26 protein-coding genes, 4 tRNA genes and 1 pseudogene are annotated in these 26469 nt (G+C 56.9%); 7 read left to right on the plus strand and 24 right to left on the minus strand.

Annotated elements, in window-relative coordinates:
• From tuf to rlmB, 7 genes are all read right to left on the minus strand, one after another.
• A partial coding sequence (gene tuf / locus LAO21_21580) for an elongation factor Tu (protein ID MBZ5555312.1) occupies positions 1-130 on the minus strand: 130 nt, incomplete at its 3' end.
• Between the two features lie 314 nt (positions 131-444).
• A complete protein-coding gene (locus tag LAO21_21585) occupies positions 445-918 on the minus strand; it encodes a hypothetical protein (protein MBZ5555313.1) in 474 nt (157 codons plus the stop codon).
• Between the two features lie 12 nt (positions 919-930).
• A tRNA-Thr gene (locus tag LAO21_21590) sits at positions 931-1006 on the minus strand.
• Between the two features lie 70 nt (positions 1007-1076).
• Positions 1077-1152 (minus strand) — tRNA-Gly (locus LAO21_21595).
• Between the two features lie 71 nt (positions 1153-1223).
• Positions 1224-1311, minus strand: a tRNA-Tyr gene (locus LAO21_21600).
• 318 nt (positions 1312-1629) lie between these two features.
• Positions 1630-1705, minus strand: a tRNA-Thr gene (locus LAO21_21605).
• A gap of 148 nt (positions 1706-1853) precedes the next feature.
• Positions 1854-2621 carry a 23S rRNA (guanosine(2251)-2'-O)-methyltransferase RlmB gene (gene rlmB / locus LAO21_21610; GenBank protein MBZ5555314.1) on the minus strand — a complete coding sequence of 256 codons (768 nt, stop codon included), beginning with the start codon at positions 2619-2621 and terminating at the stop codon, positions 1854-1856.
• Between the two features lie 46 nt (positions 2622-2667).
• Between rlmB and LAO21_21615 the strand changes: the two genes are divergently transcribed.
• A complete protein-coding gene (locus tag LAO21_21615; protein ID MBZ5555315.1) occupies positions 2668-3576 on the plus strand; it encodes a DUF3108 domain-containing protein in 909 nt (302 codons plus the stop codon).
• A gap of 81 nt (positions 3577-3657) precedes the next feature.
• On the opposite strand, the gene LAO21_21620 is transcribed toward LAO21_21615, so the two are convergent.
• From LAO21_21620 to glgA, 14 genes and pseudogenes are all read right to left on the minus strand, one after another.
• A complete protein-coding gene (locus tag LAO21_21620) occupies positions 3658-3900 on the minus strand; it encodes a hypothetical protein (GenBank protein ID MBZ5555316.1) in 243 nt (80 codons plus the stop codon).
• Positions 3901-4081: 181 nt separating this feature from the next.
• On the minus strand, positions 4082-4819 hold the full coding sequence (locus tag LAO21_21625) for a CPBP family intramembrane metalloprotease (GenBank protein MBZ5555317.1): 738 nt from the start codon (positions 4817-4819) through the stop codon (positions 4082-4084).
• A gap of 9 nt (positions 4820-4828) precedes the next feature.
• The gene (locus LAO21_21630; GenBank protein MBZ5555318.1) at positions 4829-5509 is read right to left on the minus strand and encodes a PadR family transcriptional regulator; all 681 of its coding nucleotides are present in this window, start codon (positions 5507-5509) and stop codon (positions 4829-4831) included.
• 689 nt (positions 5510-6198) lie between these two features.
• Positions 6199-6423 carry a hypothetical protein gene (locus LAO21_21635; GenBank protein ID MBZ5555319.1) on the minus strand — a complete coding sequence of 75 codons (225 nt, stop codon included), beginning with the start codon at positions 6421-6423 and terminating at the stop codon, positions 6199-6201.
• Between the two features lie 462 nt (positions 6424-6885).
• Positions 6886-7431, minus strand: coding sequence for an NADH-quinone oxidoreductase subunit NuoB (nuoB, locus tag LAO21_21640; GenBank protein ID MBZ5555320.1), 546 nt, complete (start codon positions 7429-7431; stop codon positions 6886-6888).
• A 72-nt stretch (positions 7432-7503) separates the two neighbouring features.
• Positions 7504-7860 (minus strand): NADH-quinone oxidoreductase subunit A, encoded by a 357-nt coding sequence (locus tag LAO21_21645; protein MBZ5555321.1) that lies wholly within the window; start codon positions 7858-7860, stop codon positions 7504-7506.
• Between the two features lie 190 nt (positions 7861-8050).
• A complete protein-coding gene (locus tag LAO21_21650; protein ID MBZ5555322.1) occupies positions 8051-8539 on the minus strand; it encodes a MogA/MoaB family molybdenum cofactor biosynthesis protein in 489 nt (162 codons plus the stop codon).
• A 111-nt stretch (positions 8540-8650) separates the two neighbouring features.
• Positions 8651-9373, minus strand: coding sequence for a response regulator (locus LAO21_21655; GenBank protein MBZ5555323.1), 723 nt, complete (start codon positions 9371-9373; stop codon positions 8651-8653).
• Between the two features lie 119 nt (positions 9374-9492).
• Positions 9493-9978, minus strand: a complete 486-nt coding sequence (gene moaC / locus LAO21_21660; protein ID MBZ5555324.1) for a cyclic pyranopterin monophosphate synthase MoaC — start codon at positions 9976-9978, stop codon at positions 9493-9495.
• Positions 9979-10020: 42 nt separating this feature from the next.
• Positions 10021-11271, minus strand: a complete 1251-nt coding sequence (locus tag LAO21_21665) for a molybdopterin molybdotransferase MoeA (GenBank protein ID MBZ5555325.1) — start codon at positions 11269-11271, stop codon at positions 10021-10023.
• A gap of 190 nt (positions 11272-11461) precedes the next feature.
• Complete coding sequence (locus LAO21_21670; protein MBZ5555326.1) at positions 11462-11899, minus strand: GxxExxY protein; 438 nt, start codon at positions 11897-11899, stop codon at positions 11462-11464.
• A gap of 218 nt (positions 11900-12117) precedes the next feature.
• Positions 12118-13378 (minus strand): annotated as a pseudogene (locus LAO21_21675) (adenylosuccinate synthase).
• A gap of 245 nt (positions 13379-13623) precedes the next feature.
• Positions 13624-13959, minus strand: a complete 336-nt coding sequence (gene trxA / locus LAO21_21680; protein ID MBZ5555327.1) for a thioredoxin — start codon at positions 13957-13959, stop codon at positions 13624-13626.
• Positions 13960-14071: 112 nt separating this feature from the next.
• Entirely contained in the window at positions 14072-15529 is a 1458-nt protein-coding gene (gene glgA, locus LAO21_21685) for a glycogen synthase GlgA (protein ID MBZ5555328.1), read from the minus strand.
• 203 nt (positions 15530-15732) lie between these two features.
• Between glgA and rsmA the strand changes: the two genes are divergently transcribed.
• The 5 genes from rsmA (at position 15733) to LAO21_21710 (ending at position 22633) form a co-directional block, all read left to right on the plus strand.
• A complete protein-coding gene (rsmA, locus tag LAO21_21690) occupies positions 15733-16578 on the plus strand; it encodes a 16S rRNA (adenine(1518)-N(6)/adenine(1519)-N(6))-dimethyltransferase RsmA (GenBank protein MBZ5555329.1) in 846 nt (281 codons plus the stop codon).
• A gap of 141 nt (positions 16579-16719) precedes the next feature.
• A complete protein-coding gene (locus LAO21_21695; protein ID MBZ5555330.1) occupies positions 16720-18387 on the plus strand; it encodes a ribonuclease J in 1668 nt (555 codons plus the stop codon).
• 117 nt (positions 18388-18504) lie between these two features.
• Positions 18505-19320, plus strand: coding sequence for an undecaprenyl-diphosphate phosphatase (locus LAO21_21700; protein ID MBZ5555331.1), 816 nt, complete (start codon positions 18505-18507; stop codon positions 19318-19320).
• A 223-nt stretch (positions 19321-19543) separates the two neighbouring features.
• Entirely contained in the window at positions 19544-21838 is a 2295-nt protein-coding gene (locus tag LAO21_21705) for a DNA translocase FtsK (GenBank protein ID MBZ5555332.1), read from the plus strand.
• Positions 21839-21928: 90 nt separating this feature from the next.
• Positions 21929-22633, plus strand: a complete 705-nt coding sequence (locus LAO21_21710) for a hypothetical protein (GenBank protein MBZ5555333.1) — start codon at positions 21929-21931, stop codon at positions 22631-22633.
• A 189-nt stretch (positions 22634-22822) separates the two neighbouring features.
• On the opposite strand, the gene LAO21_21715 is transcribed toward LAO21_21710, so the two are convergent.
• Positions 22823-23203 carry a cell division protein FtsL gene (locus tag LAO21_21715; protein ID MBZ5555334.1) on the minus strand — a complete coding sequence of 127 codons (381 nt, stop codon included), beginning with the start codon at positions 23201-23203 and terminating at the stop codon, positions 22823-22825.
• 234 nt (positions 23204-23437) lie between these two features.
• Positions 23438-24901 carry a phosphoglucomutase/phosphomannomutase family protein gene (locus LAO21_21720; protein ID MBZ5555335.1) on the minus strand — a complete coding sequence of 488 codons (1464 nt, stop codon included), beginning with the start codon at positions 24899-24901 and terminating at the stop codon, positions 23438-23440.
• Between the two features lie 50 nt (positions 24902-24951).
• On the opposite strand from LAO21_21720, the gene LAO21_21725 reads away from it, so the two are divergent.
• On the plus strand, positions 24952-25272 hold the full coding sequence (locus LAO21_21725) for a divalent-cation tolerance protein CutA (protein ID MBZ5555336.1): 321 nt from the start codon (positions 24952-24954) through the stop codon (positions 25270-25272).
• A 56-nt stretch (positions 25273-25328) separates the two neighbouring features.
• On the opposite strand, the gene LAO21_21730 is transcribed toward LAO21_21725, so the two are convergent.
• Entirely contained in the window at positions 25329-26468 is a 1140-nt protein-coding gene (locus tag LAO21_21730; GenBank protein ID MBZ5555337.1) for a cystathionine gamma-synthase, read from the minus strand.
• Position 26469: the final 1 nt, after the last annotated feature.

Genomic DNA, 26469 nt, shown 5'->3' on the forward strand with positions numbered 1-26469 from the left:
GCACCTTCGGATTGTGCTTCTGCAGCACCTTCGTGATCGCCGAGGTCAACGTCGTCTTCCCGTGATCAATGTGCCCGATCGTCCCAATGTTCACGTGCGGCTTGGATCGATCAAATTTCTCCTTCGCCATGGCGGTCTCTCCTTAATGGATATCTGGCATCCTCAAAGTCTTAGGAATTCATTGGACCAAACCAAAATGCTTGCTGGGTCTAACTAACTGGATCGCATCAATAAAACTCAACTTTATGAAAACGTACTCTCTCGAGACTGGAAGATAGACCCAAATCCCCCCTTCAGCACCCAAGTTCATCGCAACGCTCGCTCGCTTATCCGAAATGTAGCAATGGATTGGGTTCCTTCTTGCCCGATCTCTGCCAAGAATCCCGCGCAGTTTCCTAAGACCAGATTCACTCAGGTAAATCGAGACGTCCAAACCAATGTCCATCACCTGCTCTCCGTGCGGCCGTCATCCAATATTTTCGAAATGGAATCCCGGATGTTTCGAGCAGCGACTGCATCCTGAGAATCTGCGTAATCCTCAGCATCTTCATAAGAAACTAGCAAAGCAAAATTTTGACCATTGACCTGAAAAAAAATGCGGAAAACGAAAAACCCAAGTGGATCGCGGCTAGGTTCCCAAATAACCCTAGAAACCTTACACTTACCACCGCGGCTCAAGATCTCCTCTTGAAGGAAAGCTACAACTTTATCAATGACCTTTCTAATGTAATTGCTGTGGTATCTCTCAGCCAAAACACTCCGCCGATACTCATCCAAAGGGACTCTTGCAACCTTTGCTCGGGCTACTTCCTCTTCACTGAGTATGGGCAACTCGCTCGCCGGTGCAGAATATGCGCGCTCGATCTCCTCGATGGACGCGCCCGATCCGAGAAGAAGCACATCATAATTTTTCGCCATAAATCTAATCCCTGGAGCCGCAGACCAGGATTGAACTGGTGACCTCGTCCTTACCAAGGACGCGCTCTACCGACTGAGCTACTGCGGCCCGATTACCGCCGATTCAACCGTCATCCAAATTCCCTGGACGCCCCGCGGGTCGTCTCTACTTCAAATCCTGGAGCGGGAGACGGGACTCGAACCCGCGACCAACAGCTTGGAAGGCTGTGACTCTACCAACTGAGTTACTCCCGCAATGCTTCACTGACTCCCAATCCCCGCCCCTCACTCCGCAATCCCGAATCCGAACTCCGCAATCCTAAGGCTGGTGGACAGGGGAGGATTCGAACCTCCGTAGCTCCAGAGAGCGGCAGATTTACAGTCTGCTGCCATTAACCACTCGGCCACCTGTCCCCTCGGTCCGAAAGTGCCGCTCCGACACAACAACTCTTTACCAATCGCTCGGACAAGAACAGACGTGGGGTGATGAGGTCCAAACAACTTGGGAATGGGTTCGACAAAAAAAGGTGATCAATCCCTGTGAGGGCTCTTAAGAAGTAAGGCACTCGATGCCACAAAACGTGCTTCTTCAAAAACCAAAGCGTAACGACCGTTACCGCCGCACGAGGAAAATAGTCAGCCGCCCACCCTTCGAAAAAAAATCGGCAGGGGCCTTTCAATCCATCACCCATCAAGCCAATGTGTCTGTCGCCCAAATCGCTCGCGAAAACTTGGAGCTGGCGAAGGGATTTGAACCCCCGACCCTCTGATTACAAATCAGATGCTCTACCAGCTGAGCTACGCCAGCAGTCAACTCCAACTCATCGCGAGCGCTCGACCACCCTGATCTTCGTCCGCCCCCCTACCGACACCTCTCCGTGGGTAGGGACAAAGCAAATAAATTACCATACACAAAGATTTCTTGTAAACAACAATTTTGGAGGATCATGCCTCCCTTACACAGCGGAAGCCGGGAGGGGACTCTGGCTCTTCTTCCCCCGCCGCTGTCGCACGACCTCATACATCAGGATACCGGCAGCCACCGACACGTTCAGTGATGCGATGACCCCGGTCCGTTCGAGGGGCAACGACACCGTCCAATCACAGTGTTCCCGCACGAGGCGGCGTATCCCTTCGCCTTCGCTCCCAAGGACCAGGGCGACCGGCAGGGTGAGGTCCACGTCAGTCCATTCCATCTTCGCATCGGCTTCAACCCCGATGATCCAGATATTGGACTTTTTGAGCGCTTCCAGCGTTTGAACGAGATTGCCGGCGCGAACCACAGGCACCAGTTCCAGCGCCCCCGACGCGGCCTTCGCGACCGCGGGCGTGAGCCCCACTGCACGCCGTTCGGTGATGATGACGCCGTCTGCGCCCGCGCAGGCCGCGGTGCGGACCACGGCGCCCAGGTTGTGGGGGTCTTCGACCTGGTCCAGCACCACAAAAAAGGCGGGATCGCCCCTCGAGGCGAGCACGTCCTCCAGGGAGGCGTACTTTTTGGTCCCACAAACCGCCACCACACCCTGATGCGCTTTCGACTGTGCCAATCGGTCGAGTGCAAAATTCTTCTCAAACCTTAGCGCTACATCTTGATCCCGCGCCAGGCCGAGAATCTCCTGAAGGCGGGTTGACCGCATTCCCTGGGCCACGTGCAATCGCTCAACGGGACGGCTGCGGGAACGCAGCAGCGTCTCAACAGCATGAATTCCGTACACCACTTCCATGACTGTCCTGTGAAACCCTTTTCGCGGCGATTCACTCAAACAAAGCATGTTAACATATGGCGTGCTTCGAAAGAAATTCTCCAACATCGACTTGAAGGGGTTGCGGCGAATCTCGAATGGACTTCGTTGGTTTCCAACCCCCTCAGGGGGGCGTGAAAGAGGGCGCCTCCGCGTGACACGCTGTCTCGTCATGATCGGGATGCTCGTCTCTTGCCCATCCCACTTCCCCGCCTCCGACAAATTCCCTTTCTCGGGCCAGGAACGGCTCGAATACGTCGCCAAATGGGACCCTCCTGGATGGATGTTCTTCTTACCCGAAGTCACTGCCGGCAAACTTGTATTTAGTGTCAAGCAAAGGGAGGCTGAAAGCGGCAACCTCCTTCATCGCTTTCAAGGTTCTGCCATCTCGACGTCTTCGCTGCTCAAAGTAAACGACATTTTTGATTCCACCAGCCAGGGCATGGATCTGTGCACGCTCCGCATGTTCAAGCGGACTCACGAAGGAAAACGTCATCGGGAGGTTGAAGTCCAAATCGACAAGGAGAAGAAGACCGCGCGGGTCCTTGAAAAGGATATCTCCGTGGAACCCGCCAAGACCCTTCGGAACGAGACGATCAAGGACTTTCCGGTCTGTCCCACAGATCTGCTGGGGGCGCTTTATCGCGCCCGCCTATTCCCCCTCGAAACAGGCGGAGTCTATCGAATCCTCCTCACCGACAATGGCCGGACCCAGGAAGTCACGCTCAAACCGATTCGGAAGGAATATATCAAGAATGAGGCCGGCTTTTTTTCAACCCAAAAAGTTGAAGTGCAATCTTTCTTTGGCGGGCTGTTCAGGCAGAAGGGGTCGTTCTACATCTGGTTTACGGAGGACGAGCGCCATCTGCCGGTGAAGTTTGAAATGAAGGTGAAGGTAGGGAAAGTGTATGGAAACCTGGTGAAAGTTCAGGAGTAGCCCGTTTGGAGCGCAATTCGTCGTATGAACCGATTATTCGACATCAGGATTCAAAAGGACCGAGAGGAATTGGCCGCGTGTCTACCTGATATCGACGGAAAGCACTTTCAAATTACTCGAGATGTGTTTATCGACGCCCTCGAATGCGTCGCACATCATCTTCCCTCGATCATACCGCTGGAATACAGACACAGAGAATTTCGCATTCAAGGGAAGCTTCGACGGCTCCTTCGTGGGCGGTTGGGGCTTGAAAGAAAGCCCGGTGAACCGGGCTAATTCGTTGTACCTCTCAGCTACCCGCCGGTGAACCGGCGGGCTGTACATAATCAACTCCGATGAATCGGACTAGAGCTTCTCAATTTTCCTTGGCACTCTTCAAATACCACAGCTGTCTATGTGCGGAGACATATCGCTTGAAGCGGAGGGTAAATGGTGCAATGGCTTTGATAGAAGCGTACCCGGGAAGAGGAGATCATTCTGTTCATCCCGGCATTCTTCAATTGTCTTATTTCGTCAGCAGTTTAAACATCCATCCGCCATAAACGTCTGACCAGGCATGGGCAAGCATGCCGGGCCGCAGGTTCTTGCGCCAGGCGGCGAGCACTCCATACAGGACGCCGAGCCCGGTGATGACCACGACCTGTTTCGTCCCCTGATACGCGTGACCGATTCCGAAGACAACGGCCTGTGCCAGCACGGCCACCACGAGGCTGCCCGTCAACGCCTGAAACTGCTTCTGAAAGTAGCCCCGAAAAACGATCTCCTCACAGAAACCCGCCGATACCGACAAGACGCACCACAGCAGGATCTCCAGGGCCCCTTGAGGGAGAAGGGCGTCGATGGGTTTCGCATGACTCGCCCCCAGCACGTTGTGCATCAACTGGGCCGCCTCTTCCCAGACAAACCAGAAAGGCACGGCAATAACGAGGTCAACCAGGACGTCTTTCCAGCTTTTCCATCTTCCCCCGGCGAGTTCAAGGAGCCCAATCCTCTTCTGGTGGTGCAGCCCCGCCCAAACGTAGTAGACCAGGGCCCACTCGAGGACAATCATAAATACGTAGACCGAAGCCATGGCAGGATGCTCCGGCGTCGCGCTCGAGCCGGGGCCTGGCCGGTGTTGCATGTACGCCCCACCGGCGGCCAACCCCACCTGAATCAGAAGAAATATCAGCGTATGTCGCAAGGATGCGACCAGGGGACGGTCGCGCGTGGGGCGTGAAGGTTCAATGGCGTCGGTGGTCATGGGCTCTCCTTAACGTTTGGCTCGGGATTTTCCGCGTTGCCGATTTGCTGACTGTCGAATGGATCCACGGCCGGGGGAAGAGTGAACGGCCTTGCCTCCGGATGCTTTGGGAATTTGTACTGGAGCGTGTTTTTCTCTTTCCATGCGTGCACGCACTCTCCGGATGGACTCATCACACGATTTCACGTGGCCCCCCAGGGAGACGAGTCCCATGCGCAGGGTGAGCTGAACGTGGAAATCCGGCGAGGGCAGCGCATCGGGGTAGCGCGGGTCGGCCTCCGCCCAGTAACGCTCCAACTGGCGCAAGGCCTCCAGCTTCCGCACAAAGTCATCCCGCAGAACGGTGAAGAATCGCAGGGTCTGCTTCAAATCACCCAACTCGTCCATCAAATAAATCTGCGCCAGGTAGGCAAATCGTTCGTCCCCGATCTCCGGCCCCCGGGCGAGCCAGTCCCGGAGTGCTTGGCGGCCCGCCGGCGTGGTCTCGTAAACGCGCCGCCCCGGCCCCCGGCTGGAGACGGCCTGGCGACCGCGGACCCAGCCGCGTTTTTCAATCCGTTTGAGGGTGGGGTAGATCTGGCTCAGTTCGGCGGCCCAAAAGTACTCGATCCGCTCGTCAAACACCTTTTTCAAGTCGTACCCGCTCGCCGGCTGGCGGAGGAGTCCAAGCAAAATGTGATCCAGGCTCATGGGTTCACTATATAACTATTTATATAAATGTCAATTGTTTTTGGGATGCGGGGTGCCCCGCGGCGGGCCGCACTCCAAAGTGCTTTGACGGCGGCAGTCACCTCACGTGGGTGAACGTAATGTTTTTCTTGCAAGAGGGTCGATTCAAACTGCGGGGGAGGTCCCGGGGAGTGCTAACAGCGAGGACTATGGGAGTTGGTGGATGAAGGGGGGCGCAGGGCAATCGCACACTGTATTGCGAGGTTGCTTCTTGTACCTCGGGCGCCCTGGCTCGGGCTCAGGAAATCGATCCGTCGATGGGCCGGATTCTCGTGTTCCGCCGAGGTCAGAAATGATTGGGAGATTTCTCGTACGGGCTGCGTTCCGGCCAGGTCGAAAGCGGCAGACCACCGTTTTGGCGGTGTGTCCAGCCGGGACCTGAGGAGGGGTGGGACGTTTATCATCCGCTTCTATTCCTCCTTCGTCCCAGGTTTGATCTATTTGGGTGCACGCTAATCTCCATGCGTCGCTTGTTCCGATGCCCTTTCTGGACGCTGGTCACACACCCGTTCACAATCCAATTGACGGTCGCCCGTCACATCCAGCCAGTCCATTTTCTTTCCGGGCTTTTTCAGGACTTTTATTCTCGTGGGTTTTCTCCATTCCGGAAGATCCGAAGCCGCCAGTCCGGGAAGACAACGCATTCTGATTCACGGCTTTCGCTTCGCATCGCGCTGCGTGAATGTTTCCACGTTGGCCTGCTCCAGCGGTACCTGAGCAAACGGAAATACCGATTCTTCGGTCGGGGTCAGTCTGGACAGTATGTCCGCCGCCGAATTCGATAGAAAGTACTCCAGGGATCTCTTCATGAATTCTTCCTGCTGGGCCTTAAGTTTTTCGGCCATAATTCGCAACTCGATTTCCTCACGATGCATGGTCTCACCCCCTTTCGAATGGATTCTGGGCCGTCTTCGCGCGCCGTTTCATGTCGCCAGGGCGTAATTCACCGTCTGGAGCCATGCGATCGGCGGCCAGTTGTCACTTTTCAACCCCGGAGAAGTTCAGGCATGTCGCCCGTCTCCAGAATCTGCGACAGCTCTAAGTCTATACCCTGAACACTAGATAGCTATGTGTCGCCCATCACAATCCCGCCGAACCCGGGACGACCGATTGTGCCGCAACGTACATTGAACCTAAGGTTTGTTACAAGAAAGTGACGTAGTTGAAGGATTCTTCAACTCGAAGGGGGGGCATACTCGGATTTCATTTCTGTCAAACGGGCGGGGGGCGCCTGCCTCGATCCGCCACGCCTCCTCGCTAAAAACAAAACGCTCCGGATCCTGGCAGGACATCCGGAGCGTCATCCACGGGTTGAGAATTTTCCTACCGAGATGACTTCACTTCGCGGTGGGCATGTAATCCCGGTCCAGGCGAAGCGCTGTGGGGGGCTTTTTGATCTGGCCCATCATGGTCATCTTGTCGATCTTATCCTGCAGGCGCATGATGCCGTAGAGCAATGCCTCCGGGCGCGGCGGACAGCCGGGGATATAGACATCGACAGGAACAATGCGGTCGACCCCCTGCAACACGGCGTAAGTCGGAAAGGGGCCTCCGCAGCTGGAGCAGGCGCCCATGGAGATGCACCACTTGGGGTCCGGCATCTGGTCCCAGACGCGGCGCAGCACCGGACCCATCTTCAAGGCCACCGTTCCCGCCACGATCATCAGGTCAGACTGGCGCGGTGAAGGGCGAAAAACCTCGGCGCCAAAGCGCGCGATGTCGAAGCGGCTGGCGCCCGTGGCCATCATTTCAATGGCACAACAGGCCAGCCCGAAGGTCATCGGCCAAAGGGCCGATCGGCGCGCCCAATTCACGACCTGGTCGACCGTCGTCACCAGGAAGTTTCTTTCCGCTGAAGGGTCTACAAAAGAATACGGATCCATGCGATCAATAACCTCAATTTTCTTCGATCGGGAATGAAAACCTCCCGGCCCGCGATCGCCCGCGCCCCGACGCTATACCCATTCCAACGCGCCTTGTTTCCATAGCCAGATAAAACCCACTACCAGGATACCCAGGAACACGAGCATTTCCACTAATCCAAAGAGGCCCAGGACGTCGTATCGAATGGCCCAGGGAAAAAGGAACACGGTCTCCACGTCGAAGACGACGAACAGGATCGCGACAATATAGTACCGCACCGTGTATCGCTCGCGGGGCTGATAGACGGGATCGACACCGCATTCGTATGGACTGAGTTTCGCCTTATGGGGATCGCTCGGTCGAATCAGCCGGAGTATGGCGATGGTGACGACGGGAAAGAGAAAGCCGAGTGCCATGAACATCAGGATGGGAACATAATTCTTGGGCATCCAGGGTCCTTTCGGATAGAGCATCCAACCCGCAGACACAAGTTTGTCATTCTAATTCTTTTCACCGGGATTAGGCAAACTGAAATGTGGGGCACACAGCCTAATCTGCCCCGGATGGGACTTCTTTAGGATGGCGGAAAGAAGAAAAGCCCGCCTCGCTGAGGGGGCAGACGAGACGTCTGCCCCACCTTCAATGTTTGGTCTTGCCGTGGATGAGGTTCAGCGCATGCGGGAGCAGATCCTGGATGGCGTCGAAACACTCGACCACTCCCTTCGGGCTCCCGGGCAAATTTACGATAAGCGTTTCGCCCCGGACCCCGACCAAGGCGCGCGATAGGAACGCGAAGCGGGTGTGGCGACTGGATTCGGCCCGCATCAGCTCGGCCAGTCCCGGGACGCTCTTGTCGATGACTGCCTGAGTGGCCTCCGGCGTCACATCCCGCGGGCCCAGGCCCGTCCCGCCGGTGGTGACGACCAGGTCAATGGTATGAGCGTCGGCAATGGCCTTCAGTCGATCCGCAATCCGGTTGATTTCGTCCGGAACCACTTCGGTCAAGACGACTTCATACCCGAGTTTCTCGAGTTTCTCCTTCGCGGCGGCGCCCGAGAGATCCGGCCGCGTGCCCACGGCAACTGAATCGCTGATGGTGATGACGGCGGCGTGTCGTGTAAGACTCATGAGAAATGAATGCAGCGATAATCTGGCCGGGATAATGGAGTCGTCCGGGATCCTCGGGCCCGCTTGAATGCCCTCCCCTCGGGGGACCATCGCCGGGGTAAAGGGCAATCTCTAGCGTTTCCCCTCATCGAGCTGGCGCATGCCCTCCATGAGCAGGCCCTGCGTGGAGTTCTGGACGCTTTGCTGTTTCGATTCGGCCCCGAACTGGATCTTGAAGTCGCCATCCCCCCAGGTCAGAATGCGGTACACGGCCGGGTCGCCCCGGAGGTCGCCGGATTCCGCGTCATAGATCTGACCTTCGCGAAAATAGAGCACGGCGGACTCCCCCTGCCGCGCCAGGGAGAGGGCCCCGGTCTTCCGCCCGATCTCCAGAACTTGAATGAGGTCGACCGGACCCATATCGGCGAGGCGTCCGCCAATCGCCCCATCTTCGACCGACATCGACTCCAGGCGGTGCTGCTGCATGCGGGAGAGAATAGTCTTCAGCCGTTGGCGGGCATCGGCCGCAAAGAAAGGCTTTTCGATGATTTCGTCGGGGACCAGGTCGAGGGGCCGGATTTTCTGCTCATATTCCGCCCGCGTGGCCAGCAACACGAACGGCACATCGCGATGCGCGGGATACTCCTGGAGCTTTCGAAAGAGCTGGATTCCATCCATGATCGGCATGGAGAAATCGGCCACCACCACATCAGGATGCGAATCCCGCACCTTGAGGAGGGCATCGGCCCCATCCGAGGCCGTGCTCACATCGCAGCCCAGACCCTGCAGGATGGAATGGAGAATCCGGACAATCGAGGAGTTATCATCGGCCAGCAAAACTTTTGCTCGTGACATGAGTTTGTCCTGTGATTGAAGTTCCAGAAGCGCCCGTGGATCAACCGGTCCGTCCCGCCTGCGGCGATCAGGGGGTTCCAGGCCTTCTGACACCCTTACCTTCCTTCAGACCAAGCCCTTCATTTTCTGGGAGCCGCCCGGCGGTAAACTCCGCTGCGTCCCCCACGCTTCTCGATGAGGTGGATTTCTCCGATCTCCATGGATCGATCGACGGCCTTGCACATGTCATAAAGCGTCAGCGCCGCCACCGACGCGGCCGTGAGCGCTTCCATCTCCACCCCGGTTTCGCTCTTGGTCGTGGCGGAGCTCTCGATTTCAATTCCGCGCTTTTGAAATCGACATTGGACGTCGACCCGGGTCAAAAACAGCGGATGGCACATGGGAATCAGGTCCGGAGTCCGCTTGGCAGCCAGGATTCCCGCAATCCGGGCCACCTCCAGAGGATTCCCTTTGGGAGTCCTCAAGCCGCGGATAGCTGAGAGTGCAGCGCGGGAGATCTTAATAAACCCGTGCGCCCGCGCTGTGCGGAGCGTCACAGGTTTCTGGCCGACCTCCACCATGTGGGCCTGGCCTCGAGCATCGTAATGGGAAAGTTTCTTGGGCATGGTAAGAATCGGTTCCCGCAACTTGAAGACGGAGCCCTCTGTTCAGAAGGAAGGCACCAGGATTTTCACACTGTCTTTCTCAGTGAACTCTGCCTGCTGCTCCGGTGCAATCAAAAAGCAATTCGAACGCGCCAGGCCGGCAAGATCAGAGGAGCCTCTCCATCGAACTGTTCTTACATGAACGTCACCCTTCCGGATTTCGAAATGGGCGGGCAGATAGCCGCGTCTTCCGGTGGGTTGTTTGAATGAATTTTCAAGTCGCGCATTCAAGATCGAAGGCTCGCCGGCCTCTTCCCCTGAAAGCATCTTGAGCAGCGGCTCCACGAAGAGATGATAAGTGACGATGGCCGACACCGGATTCCCAGGAAGCGCAAAGACGAATTGATGTCCCCGCGTCCCGAAGACGGCCGGCTTCCCCGGCCGGATGGCCACCGCATCAAAACCCAATTCCACCCCGGATTCCCTCAACACTGGCTCCACAAAATCATACTTTCCGGCGGAGACCCCTCCTGTCAGCAGCAGGCAATCGCTCGATTCAAGGCCGGCGCGAATCTTCTGCCGGAGATCTTGAAGGTCGTCCCGAGCAATTCCCAACAGATGTGCCGCGGCCCCCGACCTGCGGACCATGGCCAGGAGGGAATAGCTGTTCGAATTACGAATTTGATTCTGTCCCGGTTCATTCTCTATGGACACCAATTCATCGCCGGTCGCGAGGATGCCCACTCGGGGTCTCTTGAACACCAGGGGTCTTGTCATACCCGCACTCGCGGCGAGTGAGATCTCATGAACCCGGAGGGTGTGACCGCGGGGTACCAGCACATCTCCCTTTCGTGCTTCGTTGCCGCGGAGGGAGACATTGGTCCCGGCGTTCAAACTCTTTTTGATTCTGATCCTGCCGGAATCGAAGGCGTCTCCCCGAACGTTCGCCGGAGCGGGGCCAAGGGATTCAACCTCCTCCACCATGACCACCGCATCGGCGCCCGGGGGGATGGCAGCCCCGGTCATCACCTGGGCCGCTTCCCCGGCGCCGATCCGGGGAAGAATGGCATCGCCTGCCTTGCTCTCGCCGGCGACGCGCAATTCCACGGGGGCGTGCTGGACGTCCGCGCTCCGAAGGGCGTATCCGTCTTTGGTAGACCGGTCAAACGGCGGCTGATCGGTGTCGGCACAGAGGTCTTCGGCCAGCACCCGGCCCAGCGCTTCTTCGAGCGTCACCCGTTCCGATCCCAGTTCGCCCCGCTTCGCACGGCAGGCGTCGATCACCCTTTGTCTGGCTTCGTCAACGGAAATCATGCACCAACCCGAGCAAATAATCCCAATGATGATAGCATTTTTTGTTGTTTGGAACGCGAACGAACACTAATGAACACCGAGAAGACATTGAGTGAGTGCATTCTACCCCAGAATTGGACAGAAATTATCAAAAGCGCGGAATCTTTCAATTCGCCTGATTAGAATCTATCCCCGCAGTTCATCTCGGGATTCATGCTCGATGGTTACCATTCAATTCCCAAGTCTTCGTCACCGTTCGATCGTTATCAAACACTTTTCGGCAGAATTCAGGTTTCGGACCGAAGTTTAACAATAGCCCAACCTCATAGGGGGTCGAGCGTAGATAGTTTAACAATTGGGCCTCGTCCTCTTCCATGAGACAGCGCTTGGCCTTGAGTTCGACAATCACCGCGTTCTCGACCACGAGGTCGGCATAGTATTCCCCAACGATTTCTCCTTTGAAAAAAACGTCGATCTTGGCTTGCTTTTCGACCTTGAGACCCGCCCGCCGAAGTTCCGTAGCCATCGCGTTTAGGTAGACCTTCTCAAGAAACCCATAGCCCAGCCTGTGATACACCTCCTTAAAGAATGCACGAAGTATTCTGCTGGTGACCTCTTGAAATTTTAGGTTGGATTGAACATTACACATTGCTACCTCCGCGCTTCGACAACAGAGGGCGCAGAAATTCCCCTTGCGCTCCTTCAACTGAGTTCTCAAATGGCAGGTGCATGGGAAGATCGCTTCTCAATTCGATGAAAAATGGGCTTCAAACCCCAACGGTTAAGAAGGTCAGATCTGCACATCGTCTAATTCGCGTTTGTCAGTGTCAAAGGGGGGTAGGTAAAATCGCAAAAATTATATCACTCTTATACCATCAGTCCAAAAATCTTTGCCTCGTTCAAAAGGATGGTCTGGTTCCGCTCGGGGCCGGTCGAAATCATGGCGATCCTTTTGCGGCAGGGCGTCAGGCGAGGTCAGTCCCAAGGTGGGAGACTGCCACCCTGGAAATACCTTGTAGACGGGTTCGACATTTTCGAGCACGCTGGATTCGCATGGCATTTCCCGAAGGTCAGAATTCTTGTACCGATATCCCGAGCAGATCGGAATTTCATCCAGGGTGTCAAGGACATCGACCTTGGTAATGGCTAAGGCATCGATCCCATTGATGCGTCCGGCGTAACGCGCTGCCGGCACATCAAACCACCCACAGCGCCGGGGCCTTCCGGTGGACGCCCCGTATTCGCCGCCCCGCTGACGGATCTGCTCTCCCAGGGGAGTTTTGATCTCTGTCGGAAATGGACCGCCACCAACGCGTGTGGCGTAAGCCTTGGCCACCCCGATGACTCCATCAATTCGGGTCGGAGGGACGCCGGTCCCCGTGCAGGCGCCGCCCGCTGCGGCGCTCGAGGAGGTGACGAACGGATAGGTGCCGTGGTCGAGATCCAGCAGAATGGCCTGAGCGCCTTCAAACAAGATCCGCTTTCCTGCTTTCATCGCCCCCGCCAGCCAGGCCGAGGTGTCCGTCGCATAAGGTTTCAACCTCTCAATGAGCGCCATGACCTGATCCAGGATCGCATGAGCATCGAGCCCCTCCGACTGGTAAAGCGTCGTCAGCAGGGCATTCTTGGTTTTGACGTTTTCAAAGATACGCTCTCGCAGGACCTCCGGATGAAAGAGGTCGCAGACACGGACTCCAGTGCGGGCAGCCTTGTCTTCGTAACACGGACCGATGCCCCGATAGGTGGTCCCGATTTTCCGGTCGCCGAGCGCCGCTTCCGTGGCCACCTCGATGGCGCGGTGGTACGGCAATATCAGGTGGGCCCGCGTCGAGATGAACAGCCGTCCGCGCAACGAAATCCCCAGGGTCTCCAGTTGTGAGATCTCGTTGAGCAGATATTCCGGATCGATGACAACGCCGTTGCCGATGACACACTCCTTGTCGGGGTGAAGAATGCCGGTGGGGATAAGATGCATGACGAACTTCCGGTCGCCAATCTTCACGGTGTGCCCGGCATTATGTCCCCCCTGGTAGCGCGCCACCACGTCAAAGCGGTCGCAGAGGAGATCCACAATCTTCCCTTTTCCCTCGTCGCCCCACTGTGCGCCGACAATCACCATATTCGCCATATTTTCCAGGCCTCGTTTCTGACCACTCCACGGTCGGCCGTTTCCCGCGCACGACACTCACCACGTATTCAAACGGAGCTTCCCCGGGGAAAAAAGGTCATGTGGCGAGAGATCTGGAGGAAATAAACAAATGATCCTGGGGCCGGTTGGAATCTTCCAGACCGAATCGAAGGAGTCTTCCAATGGCTCCCCGGAGAGCCCCGGCGGTTGCTCCCGTGGAGAACGCCCACCACGCGCGCCCCCGCTCAATTCAGGTGACGCTCCAGCATTCGGACGATATTGTCTTTGCCCGTGTTCCCGACGATCTGATCTTTGACTTGTCCCCCCTTGAAAAGAATGAGCATGGGGATGCCGCGAACATTAAACCGCTGCGAGACCGCCATGTTTTCATCCACGTTCACCTTGCCCACCTTCACCTTGCCCTGATATTGATCGGCGACCGCTTCAACGGCCGGCGCCAGCATCCGGCAGGGAGCGCACCATTCAGCCCAGAAGTCGACCAGGACCGGCACCTCGGCTTTCAACACCTCGTCATCAAAACTCGTATCGGTGAAGTGAAAGATATTAGGGTTGTCAGACATGAATTCCTCCCAATGAATTCCGATGAACACCTGCACTCAACGCATCGTCCTCTTCCCGGACCCCTCGGGGAAACTAAGTCCCGCACCCAAGGGCCCACGTCCCAAACTCTCTCTACGGGGCGCGCCGCGACAGTAAAGATTCGTAGAGTTTGACGTACTGACGGGCCGAGGCACCCCAGGAGAAATCCTTGGTCATCCCCGCGCGCATTAACCGGTGCCATGCCTCACGGTCCTTGTAAACCTCCAACGCATCGTGAACGGCGGCCGCCATGGCAGAAGCGGTGTACTCGTGGAACTTGAATCCGGTTCCCCGGCCTGTGGAGGGATCATAGGGCTCGACGGTATCATCCAGTCCGCCCGTGGCGCGAACCACAGGAACGGTGCCATATTTTAGACTATAGAGTTGGTTCAGTCCACAAGGTTCATACCGCGAGGGCATAAGAAAGAGATCCGCGCCAGCCTCAATTTTATGAGCCAACTTGTTGTCAAACGCCAGCCGCAAACCAAACTGCTGGGGGTTCGTGCCGGCAATGCGCTGCAACAAGGTTTCATACTTCGGCTTGCCGGAACCCAACACAACAAATAACGGGTTCATGGCCAGAATCGATTCAATTCCTTCGGAAATCAAATCAAACCCCTTCTGGTCATCCAGCCGCGAGATGATTCCGATCAAGGGACGATTCAGTTGTCCCGGGAGGCGAAACTCCTGGAGCAGATCGAGCTTGCATTCGAGCTTGCCGTCCAGGGATTCGGGTGTGTACTTCTTGACAATAAAAGGATCAATGGCTGGGGACCAATCGGCGTAATCGATCCCGTTGAGGATCCCCTGGACATTCGCGGCCCGGCTTCGAACGACACCTTCCAGCCCATGTCCGAATTCGGGGGTTTGAATCTCCCGACTGTACTTCGGGCTCACGGTGGTAATGGCATCGGCCAGCGCAATTCCACCCTTCAGGTAGTTCACCTTTCCATAGTACTCGAGCTCTCCGATATGAAACGACGATTCCGGCAGTCCGGCCGTCTTCATGACGCCGGCATCGAAGAGACCCTGATAACCCATGTTATGAATCGTAAAGACAGTCCGCAGGTTCCTTAAAGAGGGGTCGTTGCGGGATTCGTGCTTCAGAAACACCGGGACCGGAGCCGATTGCCAGTCATGACAGTGGAAGAGGTCGGGGGGCGTCGCAGATCGTCGGGCAAATTCAATGGCAGCGCGGGAGAAGAGGGCAAACCGCTCCGCGTTGTCCGGATAATCGACCCCCTTCTCGCCATAAAACTCCTCGCGGTCGAAGTATTCCGGGCAGTCCAGGAAATAAATCACCTCGCCCGGGGCAGGCGACTCCGGGGCCCGCCAAATGGAACAGGTCTTCGGCCGGCCACTCATCGAAATGGAAAAGTCCGGCGCGACTCTCGAGAGCCGGTCGAGGGGGATCTTGCGATACCGCGGGATCAGGACATCCACTTCATGCCCCATTTTTGCAATAAACTTCGGCAGGGCCCCCATCACATCCGCCAGCCCACCCGTCTTTGCGAAGGGGACACATTCAGAAGCGACCAATAAGATCCTCATACGCATCACACTCAACTTTTCCGGGCAGAGCTCTCGGCCGGGATGGCGGCCCCGGTTCACTCCGATTCAACCTCTCTGCCCACTTGCCGTTGCCTGGATATCGAAGCCGACGTAAGGTACAGAACGGTAAGGGCACTGTCAAGGTGAATGGTTCTCGGCAGCGCCGAAGAGCATTATCAACTTTTGTGTTATCATGAATTTCAATGGCGAAAAAATTCAGAACCCCGGCTCGTCCCCGGCTTGGCCAGCATTTCCTGACAGACCGGCGGGTGCGCGATCAAGTCGTCTCCAGCCTGGGTCTCCAACCTTCCGATACGGTGGTCGAGATCGGCGCCGGCCGCGGGTTTCTCACCGAGGCCCTTGCCCCGCATGTCAAGAGACTCTGGGCCATTGAAATGGACCCGCAATGGGCGGTGACGCTCAAGGCGGCTTTTCTCGATTCAAAGCGCGTTGAAGTGATCGCGCAGGATGTCCTGAAGGTGGACTTCCACCATTTTGTCGGCGCCGGCGAAGCCAGCCCGGGCCTCCGCGTGGTCGGCAATCTGCCTTACTACATCAGTTCCCCGATCCTCTTCCATCTGTTCGAGTACGCCGATCTGATTCGAGATGCCACTCTGATGGTCCAGCGCGAATTGGCGGTGCGTATTACGGCGACGCCCACGAGCAAGGATTACGGCTATGCTTCCCTGGTCACCCAGCTCTTCAGCCAGGCCGGTCTGCTCTTTCAGGTGTCGCCGTCCTCCTTTTCGCCACCGCCGCGGGTGCACTCCTCCATGATTCGTCTCGTGATGTCTCCCCGCGCCCACTCCCTGGCGATCGACGATACCGCCCTGTTTCTGAAATTTGCCCAACAGATATTCCTCGAAAAGAGAAAGACTTTGCTCAACAACCTGAAGCGCTTCATCGTCAGGAATTCCCCCGACACCGCGGCGCAACTGCAGGAAATTCTCAGGGAATGCTCCCTTGACCTCAAGGTCCGTGCAGAAAACGTTCCGATCGAGTCCACCGCCCTGCTCTATCGTACCTTGCGGCATCGCGGTCTCTTGTGATAATTTACTCAAGGGAAACCACATCCAGTGGAATCGGCCAAGGAAATAACCTGGAGAGGGCTGATCAGAATCGGAGTTGAACGCTCACCCTCCTCGACCTCAGAACAGATGATCCTAACTTTATCCCAGGACTAGACATTGATATCCAATCAAAAAGTTGAAATCATTCCGCTCGGCGGCCTCGGCGAATTTGGCATGAACATGATGTTTGTGCGCTACGGTTCCTCGGCCGTGGTCATCGACGCCGGGTTGATGTTCCCGGATGACGAATTGCTCGGCGTGGATGTCGTCATTCCCGACATTACCTTCCTCAAACAGCACAGCGACGAGATTCAGGCCATCCTGCTGACGCACGGTCACGAAGATCATATCGGGGCGCTTCCGTTTGTACTGGCGGAAGTGAACGTTCCGGTCTACGGCACCTCCTTCACCCTGGCGCTCGTCAAGCAGCGCCTGGAAGAACATGGGTTGCTGGACTCCACGAACCTGGTGGAGGTGGAACCACGGCAGCGGGTCACGCTGGGCGAACTTGAAGTCGAGTTCATCCAGGTGACTCACTCTATTGTAGATGCCGTGGCCCTGGCCATCACGACGCCCGCTGGAATCCTGGTGCACACGGGCGATTTTAAGATTGATCCCACCCCGATCGACCACAAGTGTTTTGATGCGGAGCGCTTTGAAGAGTATGGACGCCGGGGCGTACTGGCGCTGTTCTCCGACTCCACCAACGTGGAACGCAGCGGAAACACGCCCTCCGAGCGGGCCGTTCACGCGCGCTTCGACGAAATTTTCTCGAAGGCCGAGGGCGCCATTGTCGTTTCGTGTTTCGCGACATCGCTCCATCGCCTCCAGATTGTGCTCGACACGGCGCACAAGTTTCATCGCCAGGTCGCCTTCCTGGGGCGAGGGATGACCCAGATTTATCAGCTCGCCACTGAGATGGGGCTGTTGCATTTCGATCTCAACCTGTGCGTGCGACCCGGTTATGAAAAGGCCCTGCGGCGGGAGCGGATGGTTTATGTGGCGACCGGCAGCCAGGGGGAGCCCATGGCGGCCCTGGCGCGCATTGCCGTCGATGAAAACAAATATTTCAAGATCGAGTTGAAGGACACAGTCATCATCTCGGCCCGCATGATCCCGGGGAATGAGAAATCGGTTCTGCGCATGGTCAATCACCTCTACAAGCGCGGCGCCGAGGTCTATTACGATGACGGCTCGCAGCCCCCGATCCACGTGTCGGGACATGCCAGTGCCGAGGAGCTGAAGTGGATGATCCAGACCATCCATCCCAAGTTTTTCATCCCGGTGCACGGGGAATATCGGCAATTGATGCGGCATGCCCAACTCGCCGAGGAGACACAGGCGGTCAGCCATCAAATCATCGTCATGGAGTCGGGCGACCATCTGGTCATCGAGGCGGACCAGGCCGTGCTGCTGGAAAAGGTGCCGGTGGGACGCGTGTGCATCGACGAGGGTTCTCTCGAAGAGGTGGACGAGGTGGTGATGCGCGAACGGCGGCACATTTCGGAGGATGGGATCGTGCTCCCGATCATCGCCATCAACAAGCACACCGGGGCGCTGGAGCGGTCCCCCGAGATTGTGAGCCGCGGCTTCATCATGATGGACCAGAACGAAGAGCTGATGACGAACGCCAGCGGGGTTGTCCTGAAAACGATTGAAGGCTCGAGCCTTGAGGAAAAAACTGACCAAACCGTGATCCGGAACAAAATCACGCGAGACCTGAAAAAATTCTTCTTCAAGCAGACTCAAAAGCGACCCATGGTCCTGCCTGTCATCCTGGAAATATAAAGCGCCCAAATTCAGATTTGGGATTGAGCATTTTAGATTGCGGTTTCAGTCGCAGTGTTTGGACTTTTTCCGCTGTGGCGGATTGGGCTGTGGACGTTGCCTCCCGGAGGGGAAACTTTGCCCATCGAACAGGTCATTGTCTATGCGATCATTCAAGGTCTGACCGAGTTCCTGCCGGTCAGTTCCACGGCGCATTTGGTGCTGGTGCCCTGGCTGATGCACTGGCAGGACCCCGGGTTGACCTTTGACGTCGCTTTGCACCTCGGGACGTTAATCGCCCTGCTGGCGTTTTATTGGCGGGACTGGACCGATATTTTGGGGACTGCGTTCGGCCTTCGGAGAGCCGTTTTCGACCATGATTATGCGGAGCGCCGCACGCTGCTCTGGTGGATGGTCATTGCCACGATTCCGGCCGCGCTGGCCGGCGGGCTGTTCGAAAAATATTTCGAGCACGAGGTGCGCCAATACTATATCATTGCAGGGTCACTGATCGGGGTGGCGCTGGTGATGTATTTTGCAGAACGGTGGGCCGCCCAGCAGAAAAAGATCCACGCGATGACGTTCGGGGACACGATCTTCATCGGCTGCTTCCAGGCGGTGGCGCTCATACCCGGGGTTTCACGATCCGGGATTACGATCACCGCCGGCTTGTTCCGCGGGTTGACCCGCGGCGCGGCCGCCCGTTTCTCGTTCCTCCTCTCCACGCCCATCATAGCGGGTGCCGCCGCCAAAAAGGCCCTGGAAGTCCATCATACCGGGATCCCCCCCGAAATGCGGATGCCGTTCGCTGTCGGCATCGTCGTCGCGGCCGTGGCGGGCTGGATCACCTTGCGGTTCTTGACGTCGTTTTACGAAAAGCATTCGTTGAATGCCTTCATGGTGTATCGAATCGGTTTGGGGGTCCTGATTCTGGTTATTGGATTGATGAGATGAGAGGAAAAAGTTGTCAGTTCTCAGTTCTCAAAAAATAGTCGCCAGTCTTCAGTTGCTAGTTGTCAGTAAAGGCTGGGACGAGAGATTGATTGTAGCCGAAGAGCACCTGACCTTGGCGATATTGTGCCTCACTTTCCCAGCCGGGCAGTAACTGAGAACTGACAACTGAGAACTGGGAACTGTTTCCCGAGAACTGACAACTGAGAACTGTTTTCAAGATTCTATGTCTCTGCTATCGCCCACTCAACATCACCCTCGCTTGAATGAAATCATCGGTCTGCTCCTGGCCACGCTGGCGATCCTTGCCCTGCTCAGCCTGGTCTCCTACCATCCCACCGACCCTTCTTTGAACTGGATGGGGAGCCAGAATCTCAGCCCGAAGCCTGAAAACTTCATTGGAATTGTCGGGTCTTATACCGCCGACCTCTTGTTTCAGACGCTGGGGTTATCTTCTTTTCTGTTGCCCATCGCCCTTTTAATGTTTGGTTGGCGCTGGTTCCGGTCCACCGCCATCGAGACGCCCCTTCTGAGAATCGTTGGCCTGTGTCTCCTTATTTTTTCCATTTCGACCCTGGCGGCGACGCTCCCCGATACCTTTTTTCTGCGGTGGAGGTTCAAGACGAATTTCGGCGGGCTGGTCGGGCAGTTGTTGGCGGAACAGATTGAGACCATGTTCAATCCTGCCGGTCGGTTCATCGTGCTGGTGACGACGCTTCTGGTCGCGCTTTACATCACCACCTCATTTTCACTGCACCGCTTGATGGACTGGACTCACGCGCATCTCCTCGGTCTCAAACAGCGATTTCGCGAGTGGCATGATCGCCGGGTCATCCGTGAAAAGGAAAAATTACGGGAGGCCATGGAGCGCGGCGACATTCCGGAGAAGGAACCGGTGATCAACAACAAGCTGCCGCGCGTTTCTGAAGAGCCGATGGTCGAAGAGGAGACGGAGGAGTCTCGAGAGGGGCCGCGGCCGCTGTTTCGGCGTCGAAAACGAAAGGCGACGGCTCAAAGGGAGAGCCCCGAAGCGTCCGAGCGCCGCGCCGTCGAGGAAGGGGAGTTCCAGTTGCCGCCGCTCGATCTGCTCAGCAAGGCGGCCCGGCACCTCAAGGTGGACGAAGAAGAGGTGAGAGCGCGGGCCAAGCAGGTCAAAGAAAAATGCGCCGAGTTCGATGTCCAGGGGGAAGTGACGGACGTCCATCCGGGACCGGTCGTTACCACGTTTGAATTCAAGCCCGATGCGGGGGTCAAATACAGCCGCATCACGAATCTTGAGGATGATCTCTGCCTCGCGCTGGAGGCGGAGTCGGTTCTGATCGACCGCATGCCGGGAAAATCCACCGTGGGCATTGAAGTGCCGAATCATCAGCGGGAAACCATCGCGATTCGCACCATCCTCGAATCCGAAGAATTTCAAAGTTCCGTCTCACGGTTGACACTGGGTCTGGGAAAGGACGCCACCGGCGAGATTGTGGTGCAGGACCTCGCCAAGATGCCCCATCTCCTGATCGCGGGATCGACCGGCTCCGGCAAGAGTGTGGCGATCAATTCGATGTTGATCTCCATTTTGTGCAAGTGCCGTCCGGATGAGGTGAAGCTGATCCTGGTGGACCCCAAGCGTCTGGAGTTGGGACTTTACCGCGGCATTCCTCACCTCCTCCAACCCGTCGTGGAAGAGCCCGAAGTGGCATCTCGGATCTTGAAGAATATAACGAGCGAGATGGAGAACCGTTATCGCCGCCTGGCCCAGCATGGCTGCCGGAATATTGACCAATACAACAAAATCGTAAGCGAGATGACGAGCCCGGCGCTCGAGGGAGACACGGGGAACGGCGACCATACGCCCCTGCCGTACATCGTTATCGTCATCGATGAACTCGCGGACCTGATGATGACGGCTGCCAAGGACGTCGAAGAATCCATCACGCGCCTCGCCCAGATGGCGCGCGCCGTGGGCATTCACCTCATCCTGGCCACCCAGCGCCCGTCGGTGGATGTCATCACCGGCCTGATTAAATCGAATTTCCCCTGCCGAATCTCATTCCGGGTCGCCTCGAAAGTGGACTCGCGCACCATCCTGGATTGCAACGGGGCGGAACAGCTTCTCGGCAAGGGAGACATGCTGCTCCTGCCTCCAGGCTCGGCTCGGCTGGTGCGGGTGCATGGGGCTCTGGTCACCGAACCCGAGATTACGGCGGTCACGGAGCACTTGCGTAAACAAGGGGAACCCCATTATGACGATACTTTGATTGAGGACCCAAAGGAAAAGAAGGAACTGGAAGAAGCGATGGGCGAAAAGGACGAGATGTATGATGACGCGGTGCGCCTGGTGGTGGAGCAAGGCAAGGCCTCCACCTCCACCCTGCAACGTCGATTGCGCATTGGATACAGCCGCGCCGCCCGCCTGATCGACATGATGGAGCGGGACGGCATCGTCGGTCCGGCCGATGGGAGTAAACCACGCGAGGTGTTGGTCAAAAAGGACTACTTCCGGGAAATCGACGAGGCGTTGCGCTAGCCGCCGGGAGGGTTGTTCGAAGCAGATTACCCAAGAACTAATACTCTGCACTGGGACAGCTCCCAGCGCCCATTCTACCGAGGAGGAACTATGCTGTTTGCATGGAAGCGTCTTGCCTTTTTTTTGATGGTGATATTCACGATGGCCGTGCTCATCGGCTCCACCGTTTCGTTCGCCCAGATGGGGGCGATGCGAGGGCCGTCCATCGCCGGATTGTTTCACCCCAAGGTCGGCGCCGGCGCGGTGTATGAAGTGACTGATCCCAAGGGCCAGAAAAGCGAGATGGAGATTTCGGTCGTGGGCCAGGAAAACGTGGGGGGTACTCCTGCCTATTGGATGGAGATCTCTTTTACCGGAGGTGCAAGCACCGGCTCAGTCATGAAGTACTTGATGGCGACCCAGGGAGAGAAAGTTCACGTCTACCGCATGATCATGAAGAGTCCCCAGATGGGCGCCATGGAAATGCCCGAGGCGATGATGTCGCACATGAATGAAGGGGTCACCAAAGGCCTGAGCACCAACGAAAAAATGATGGGAAAGAATCTGGGCACCGAAACGGTCATGACCAAGGCCGGTCCCAAGAGCTGCACCCATTGGCAAAGCGTGACACAATGGGGCACCACGGAGAGCTGGGTCAATATGGACGTTTACCCGAACGCCCTGGTCAAAGGCATCACCAAGACGGCTGACGGCACCTATACCACGGAGCTGATCCGAACCATCACGGACGCCCATACCAAAATTACGGAACAACCGCAAAAGATGAACCTCCCCAGAATGCCGCCTCGACAGTGAGAGGCTTCAACATCTCGATCGATGATTGCCGGGAAGCGGGTTTGTCATCCAAACCCGCTTTTCTGGGAGCGTCAGCTTTTTGAGACTCAGGGCGCATTCTGACGAAGGCGAGCGGCATCATTCAGGAGCGTGCTCGTCAACAATGATGATCTCTCTACCGAGGAGGAGAAAGGACTCCAGGAGGGAGGCCTATCGGTCTTTGGGGGTTTCTTTACGATTTGCGCCTTGAGGATTGTTGGACGGATCTTTCGGTTTTGAGTTTTGATCGCCCGGGGTTGCGGTCCCTTTCGAATCCGGAAGGGTGACGATGATCTCACCCGGCTTGGCCAATTTGATTTCCTCGCGGGCGACGCGCTCGATCCCCTGCGGGCTTCGCAATTCGTCCAGTTCCTTCTTCAGTCGCAACTGTTCCGCCCTGGCGCGTTCCCTCTCCTGCTCCGCCTGCTTCAATTCCTCCTGCTGCTTTCGCAGAGCCATATAGCCGTGTTGACCAAAGACGGCGCTTAACAAAATCAAAATGGAGAGTATCACCACAGCGGCAGATACCAGTCGTCTCGGGTGGCTCAGCATGTCCCAGGGAAACCCGGTCCGCGCCCTGTGAATCGGGCGCCTGCTTTGGCGCCTTGAATTACCCAGGCTCAATCGAATTCTCATTTATGCATGCTTGAATGACAGCAGGTCGCGGCGGGTCCAGGACCACCGGAATTGTAACTTCAAGCCTCCCCCTCTCAATCGATCAGTCTTCATCGGATCAATGAAACCCGGAAAGGGCATGTCGCGAAGCCGTTCCACCGGCCTATTTTCTCAGGGGCTTTTCAACAACCGCTCCACTCCCTGGCGCAGCCTTTTGAGCTGGGCCTCCGTCCTCGCCTCACAATAGAGACGGGCGACAGGCTCGGTACCCGAAAGCCGGATGAGCACCCAGGAGCCATCCACGAAAATCACTTTCTTGCCGTCCAGATTGTTCTCGCGCTCAACTTTCGACCCCTGCTTGAGATTATTCAGCAGCACCGGCAGATTTTCAATCCTTTTCTGGATTTCGTTCCCCTTGCTGGGATCGACCGGCACATTGACACGGACATTGTAAAACGCGCCGACCCTTTTGAAGAGCTCCTGCCGTTGTTGTTTCAGGGACTTTCCGCGCACGGCCACCATCTCGGACGCCAACAGGCAGGCCAGGATGCCGTCCTTTTCAGGAACGTGACCGCGGATGGAAAGCCCGGCGCTTTCCTCGCCGCCAATGACGATCTTGTCCTGTTTGATCAATTCCCCCACATACTTGAATCCGACGGGTGTCTCAAAAACTTCGCGGTGGTGATAGGCGGCCACCGAGTCAATCAGGTGCGTGGTTGCCACGGAACGGCACACTCCGCCCGGGAAATGACGCTCAGCGACGAGGTAGTCGAAAGCAAGGGCGATGGTCTCGTTGGGAGAAATAAAAGTTCCATCCCGATCCAAGACCCCAAAGCGATCGGCATCGCCATCCGTAGACAAACCCAGGGCCGCGTGCTGCCTTCTCATCTCGCGCTTCAGTTCCATGAGATGCTCTTCGGAGGGATCGGGAGCGTGACCGCCAAAGGAAGGATCGGGATGCGTATGGATCATCGTGATCGGAATCCTGAATTCCTTCGCGATGCGGCTGACGATAGCTGCGCCCGTGCCGTATTGGGGATCGTATGCCAACCGCAATTTGGCGCGTCGAATCGCGGCCAAATCGATGAGTTCAGCGATCCGCTCCACATAGTCCTTATCAAGACTCACCGTTTTCAGTCGAGGATGATCCAGGGTTGCCGTCTGCTTCACGTCCGAGTCATTGAGTCCCTGAAGCAGCGCTTCGATGGCGCGAGTCACCTCGGGCAACGCCGGGGCGCCATCCGATGAAGAGAACTTGATGCCGTTGTACTGCGGGGGGTTGTGGCTGGCCGTCACATTCACCGCTCCCGCCAGGGGCCGTCGCTTGTTCTTGAGGATTTCGTATGCTATCGTCGGGGTGGGCGTGGGAGCATTGCAGAGATGGACCTCAAACCCGTGCGCCAGGAAAATGCGCGCCGCCTCCTCGGCAAATGAGCGGGAAAGAAACCGGGTATCATAACCGACCAGGATGGGGGGGCCGGAACCGCCGCCCGGACCCCCCTTCTTGTAGAGGGGATGGCTGGAAGATTCGACATATCGCGCAATCGCTTCCACGACACGCCGCACATTAGCAAAAGTGAACTCCTCGGCGATGACCGCCCGCCATCCCGAGGTCCCAAATTTGATTTCCATCATGTTCTCCCTGCCCGGGTGAGCGCTCTGTGGTTACGGGGCTGGAGGCCAAAGTGACTGACAAAATCATCGTTATTGTGACGACGGGAAAAATCTCCGAAGCCAAAAAGATCGCCCGCGCGGTGGTTGAGAAACGGCTGGCCGCGTGCGTGAATATCATTCCGAAGATCACTTCCGTGTATCGATGGAAGGATGCACTCGAGACCGATGAGGAGTTCCTGCTGGTGATCAAAACCCGCCGGGCGCGATTCGACGATCTTCGCAAATGCATTGAATCCCTGCACAGCTATGAAGTGCCGGAGGTGATCGCAATGCCCATTGTCGAAGGATCGGCCAATTACCTGAACTGGATCGAGCAATCCGTGCCCGAGTAGGACTATCCGGCATCGGACTTCTGAAGTCTCCGGGACTTCGGAACTCTGCCAGCTCCCTAAATCTTTCCCAGTGCGCTCCTCAAATCCTCTTTGAGGTCCCTCACGTCTTCCACGCCGACCGAAATTCGCACCAGCCCGTCGGTGATCCCCAGGCGCTGACGTTCCGCCGCGGGGACACTGGCATGCGTCATCGTGGCCGGGTGCGAAATCAGGCTTTCAACACCCCCGAGGCTTTCCGCCAGGGCAAACAGCCGGGTTGCGCCGAGCACCTTGCGGGCCCGGGAAATCGATCCGGTTTCGAACGCAATCATCCCCCCGAATCCCGACATTTGCCGGCTCGCCAGGGCATGCTGCGGATGTGATTTCAACCCGGGATAATACACCTTCCTAACCTTGGGATGCTTCTCAAGGAACGCGGCAATTTTTCGACCGTTGGCGTCGTGCTGGCGCATGCGCAAGCCCAGTGTCTTGGTCCCCCGCAGCAGGAGCCAGGAGTCGAACGGAGAGAGAATGGCCCCGACCGCATTCTGCAGGTATTGCACCCGGTCGGCATCTTCCTTATGGCGAAGGACCACCATCCCGCCGACCGAATCGCTGTGCCCATTCAAGTACTTGGTTGTGGAGTGGACGACGATATCCGCCCCCAAAGCCAGCGGCCGCTGGAAGTACGGCGACATGAAGGTGTTGTCCACGACCAGACGAACCTTGTGGCGCCGCGCCAGGCGGGCCACGGCCCGAAGGTCGGTGATTCCCATGATGGGGTTCGTGGGTGTTTCCACGAAAATCATCCGCGTGTTTTCCTGGAATGCGGCTTCGACTGCCGCCAGGTTGGAGGTATCGACATACGTGAACTGCAATCCCAGATTTTTCAAGACAAAGTTGAACAACCGAAAAGTGCCGCCATACGTGTTGTCCGAAACAATCGCGTGGTCTCCCGCCATCAAAAGCTTCAGAACCGTGTCGATGGCTGCCATCCCGGAAGCGAAGGCGTAGGCGGCCAGACCTCTTTCCAGGGCGCAGATGTTCCGCTCGATGGCCAAACGGGTGGGGTTCTGAGTTCGCGCGTATTCGAATCCTTTGTGCTTGCCCAGGGCTTCCTGCACGTAGGTCGAAGTCTGGAAGATGGGGGTGATGATTGCCCCCGTGGAGGGATCGGGAATCTGTCCCGCGTGGATCGCGTCGGTATCAAAACCCATA

The sequence above is a fragment of the Terriglobia bacterium genome, from assembly GCA_020073085.1.
GTDB lineage: Bacteria > Acidobacteriota > Terriglobia > JAIQFV01 > JAIQFV01 > JAIQFV01.

What these genes read in the sequence shown, in the direction of transcription:
- LAO21_21585 (MBZ5555313.1), bottom strand. Translation starts at nt 918, where the DNA reads ATGGCGAAAAATTATGATGTGCTTCTTCTCGGATCGGGCGCGTCCATC.
- rlmB (MBZ5555314.1), bottom strand. Translation starts at nt 2,621, where the DNA reads ATGGAAGTGGTGTACGGAATTCATGCTGTTGAGACGCTGCTGCGTTCC.
- LAO21_21615 (MBZ5555315.1), top strand. Translation starts at nt 2,668, where the DNA reads ATGTTAACATATGGCGTGCTTCGAAAGAAATTCTCCAACATCGACTTG.
- LAO21_21620 (MBZ5555316.1), bottom strand. Translation starts at nt 3,900, where the DNA reads ATGTACAGCCCGCCGGTTCACCGGCGGGTAGCTGAGAGGTACAACGAA.
- LAO21_21625 (MBZ5555317.1), bottom strand. Translation starts at nt 4,819, where the DNA reads ATGACCACCGACGCCATTGAACCTTCACGCCCCACGCGCGACCGTCCC.
- LAO21_21630 (MBZ5555318.1), bottom strand. Translation starts at nt 5,509, where the DNA reads ATGAGCCTGGATCACATTTTGCTTGGACTCCTCCGCCAGCCGGCGAGC.
- LAO21_21635 (MBZ5555319.1), bottom strand. Translation starts at nt 6,423, where the DNA reads ATGCATCGTGAGGAAATCGAGTTGCGAATTATGGCCGAAAAACTTAAG.
- nuoB (MBZ5555320.1), bottom strand. Translation starts at nt 7,431, where the DNA reads ATGGATCCGTATTCTTTTGTAGACCCTTCAGCGGAAAGAAACTTCCTG.
- LAO21_21645 (MBZ5555321.1), bottom strand. Translation starts at nt 7,860, where the DNA reads ATGCCCAAGAATTATGTTCCCATCCTGATGTTCATGGCACTCGGCTTT.
- LAO21_21650 (MBZ5555322.1), bottom strand. Translation starts at nt 8,539, where the DNA reads ATGAGTCTTACACGACACGCCGCCGTCATCACCATCAGCGATTCAGTT.
- LAO21_21655 (MBZ5555323.1), bottom strand. Translation starts at nt 9,373, where the DNA reads ATGTCACGAGCAAAAGTTTTGCTGGCCGATGATAACTCCTCGATTGTC.
- moaC (MBZ5555324.1), bottom strand. Translation starts at nt 9,978, where the DNA reads ATGCCCAAGAAACTTTCCCATTACGATGCTCGAGGCCAGGCCCACATG.
- LAO21_21665 (MBZ5555325.1), bottom strand. Translation starts at nt 11,271, where the DNA reads ATGATTTCCGTTGACGAAGCCAGACAAAGGGTGATCGACGCCTGCCGT.
- LAO21_21670 (MBZ5555326.1), bottom strand. Translation starts at nt 11,899, where the DNA reads ATGTGTAATGTTCAATCCAACCTAAAATTTCAAGAGGTCACCAGCAGA.
- trxA (MBZ5555327.1), bottom strand. Translation starts at nt 13,959, where the DNA reads ATGTCTGACAACCCTAATATCTTTCACTTCACCGATACGAGTTTTGAT.
- glgA (MBZ5555328.1), bottom strand. Translation starts at nt 15,529, where the DNA reads ATGAGGATCTTATTGGTCGCTTCTGAATGTGTCCCCTTCGCAAAGACG.
- rsmA (MBZ5555329.1), top strand. Translation starts at nt 15,733, where the DNA reads ATGGCGAAAAAATTCAGAACCCCGGCTCGTCCCCGGCTTGGCCAGCAT.
- LAO21_21705 (MBZ5555332.1), top strand. Translation starts at nt 19,544, where the DNA reads ATGTCTCTGCTATCGCCCACTCAACATCACCCTCGCTTGAATGAAATC.
- LAO21_21710 (MBZ5555333.1), top strand. Translation starts at nt 21,929, where the DNA reads ATGCTGTTTGCATGGAAGCGTCTTGCCTTTTTTTTGATGGTGATATTC.
- LAO21_21715 (MBZ5555334.1), bottom strand. Translation starts at nt 23,203, where the DNA reads ATGCTGAGCCACCCGAGACGACTGGTATCTGCCGCTGTGGTGATACTC.
- LAO21_21720 (MBZ5555335.1), bottom strand. Translation starts at nt 24,901, where the DNA reads ATGATGGAAATCAAATTTGGGACCTCGGGATGGCGGGCGGTCATCGCC.
- LAO21_21730 (MBZ5555337.1), bottom strand. Translation starts at nt 26,468, where the DNA reads ATGGGTTTTGATACCGACGCGATCCACGCGGGACAGATTCCCGATCCC.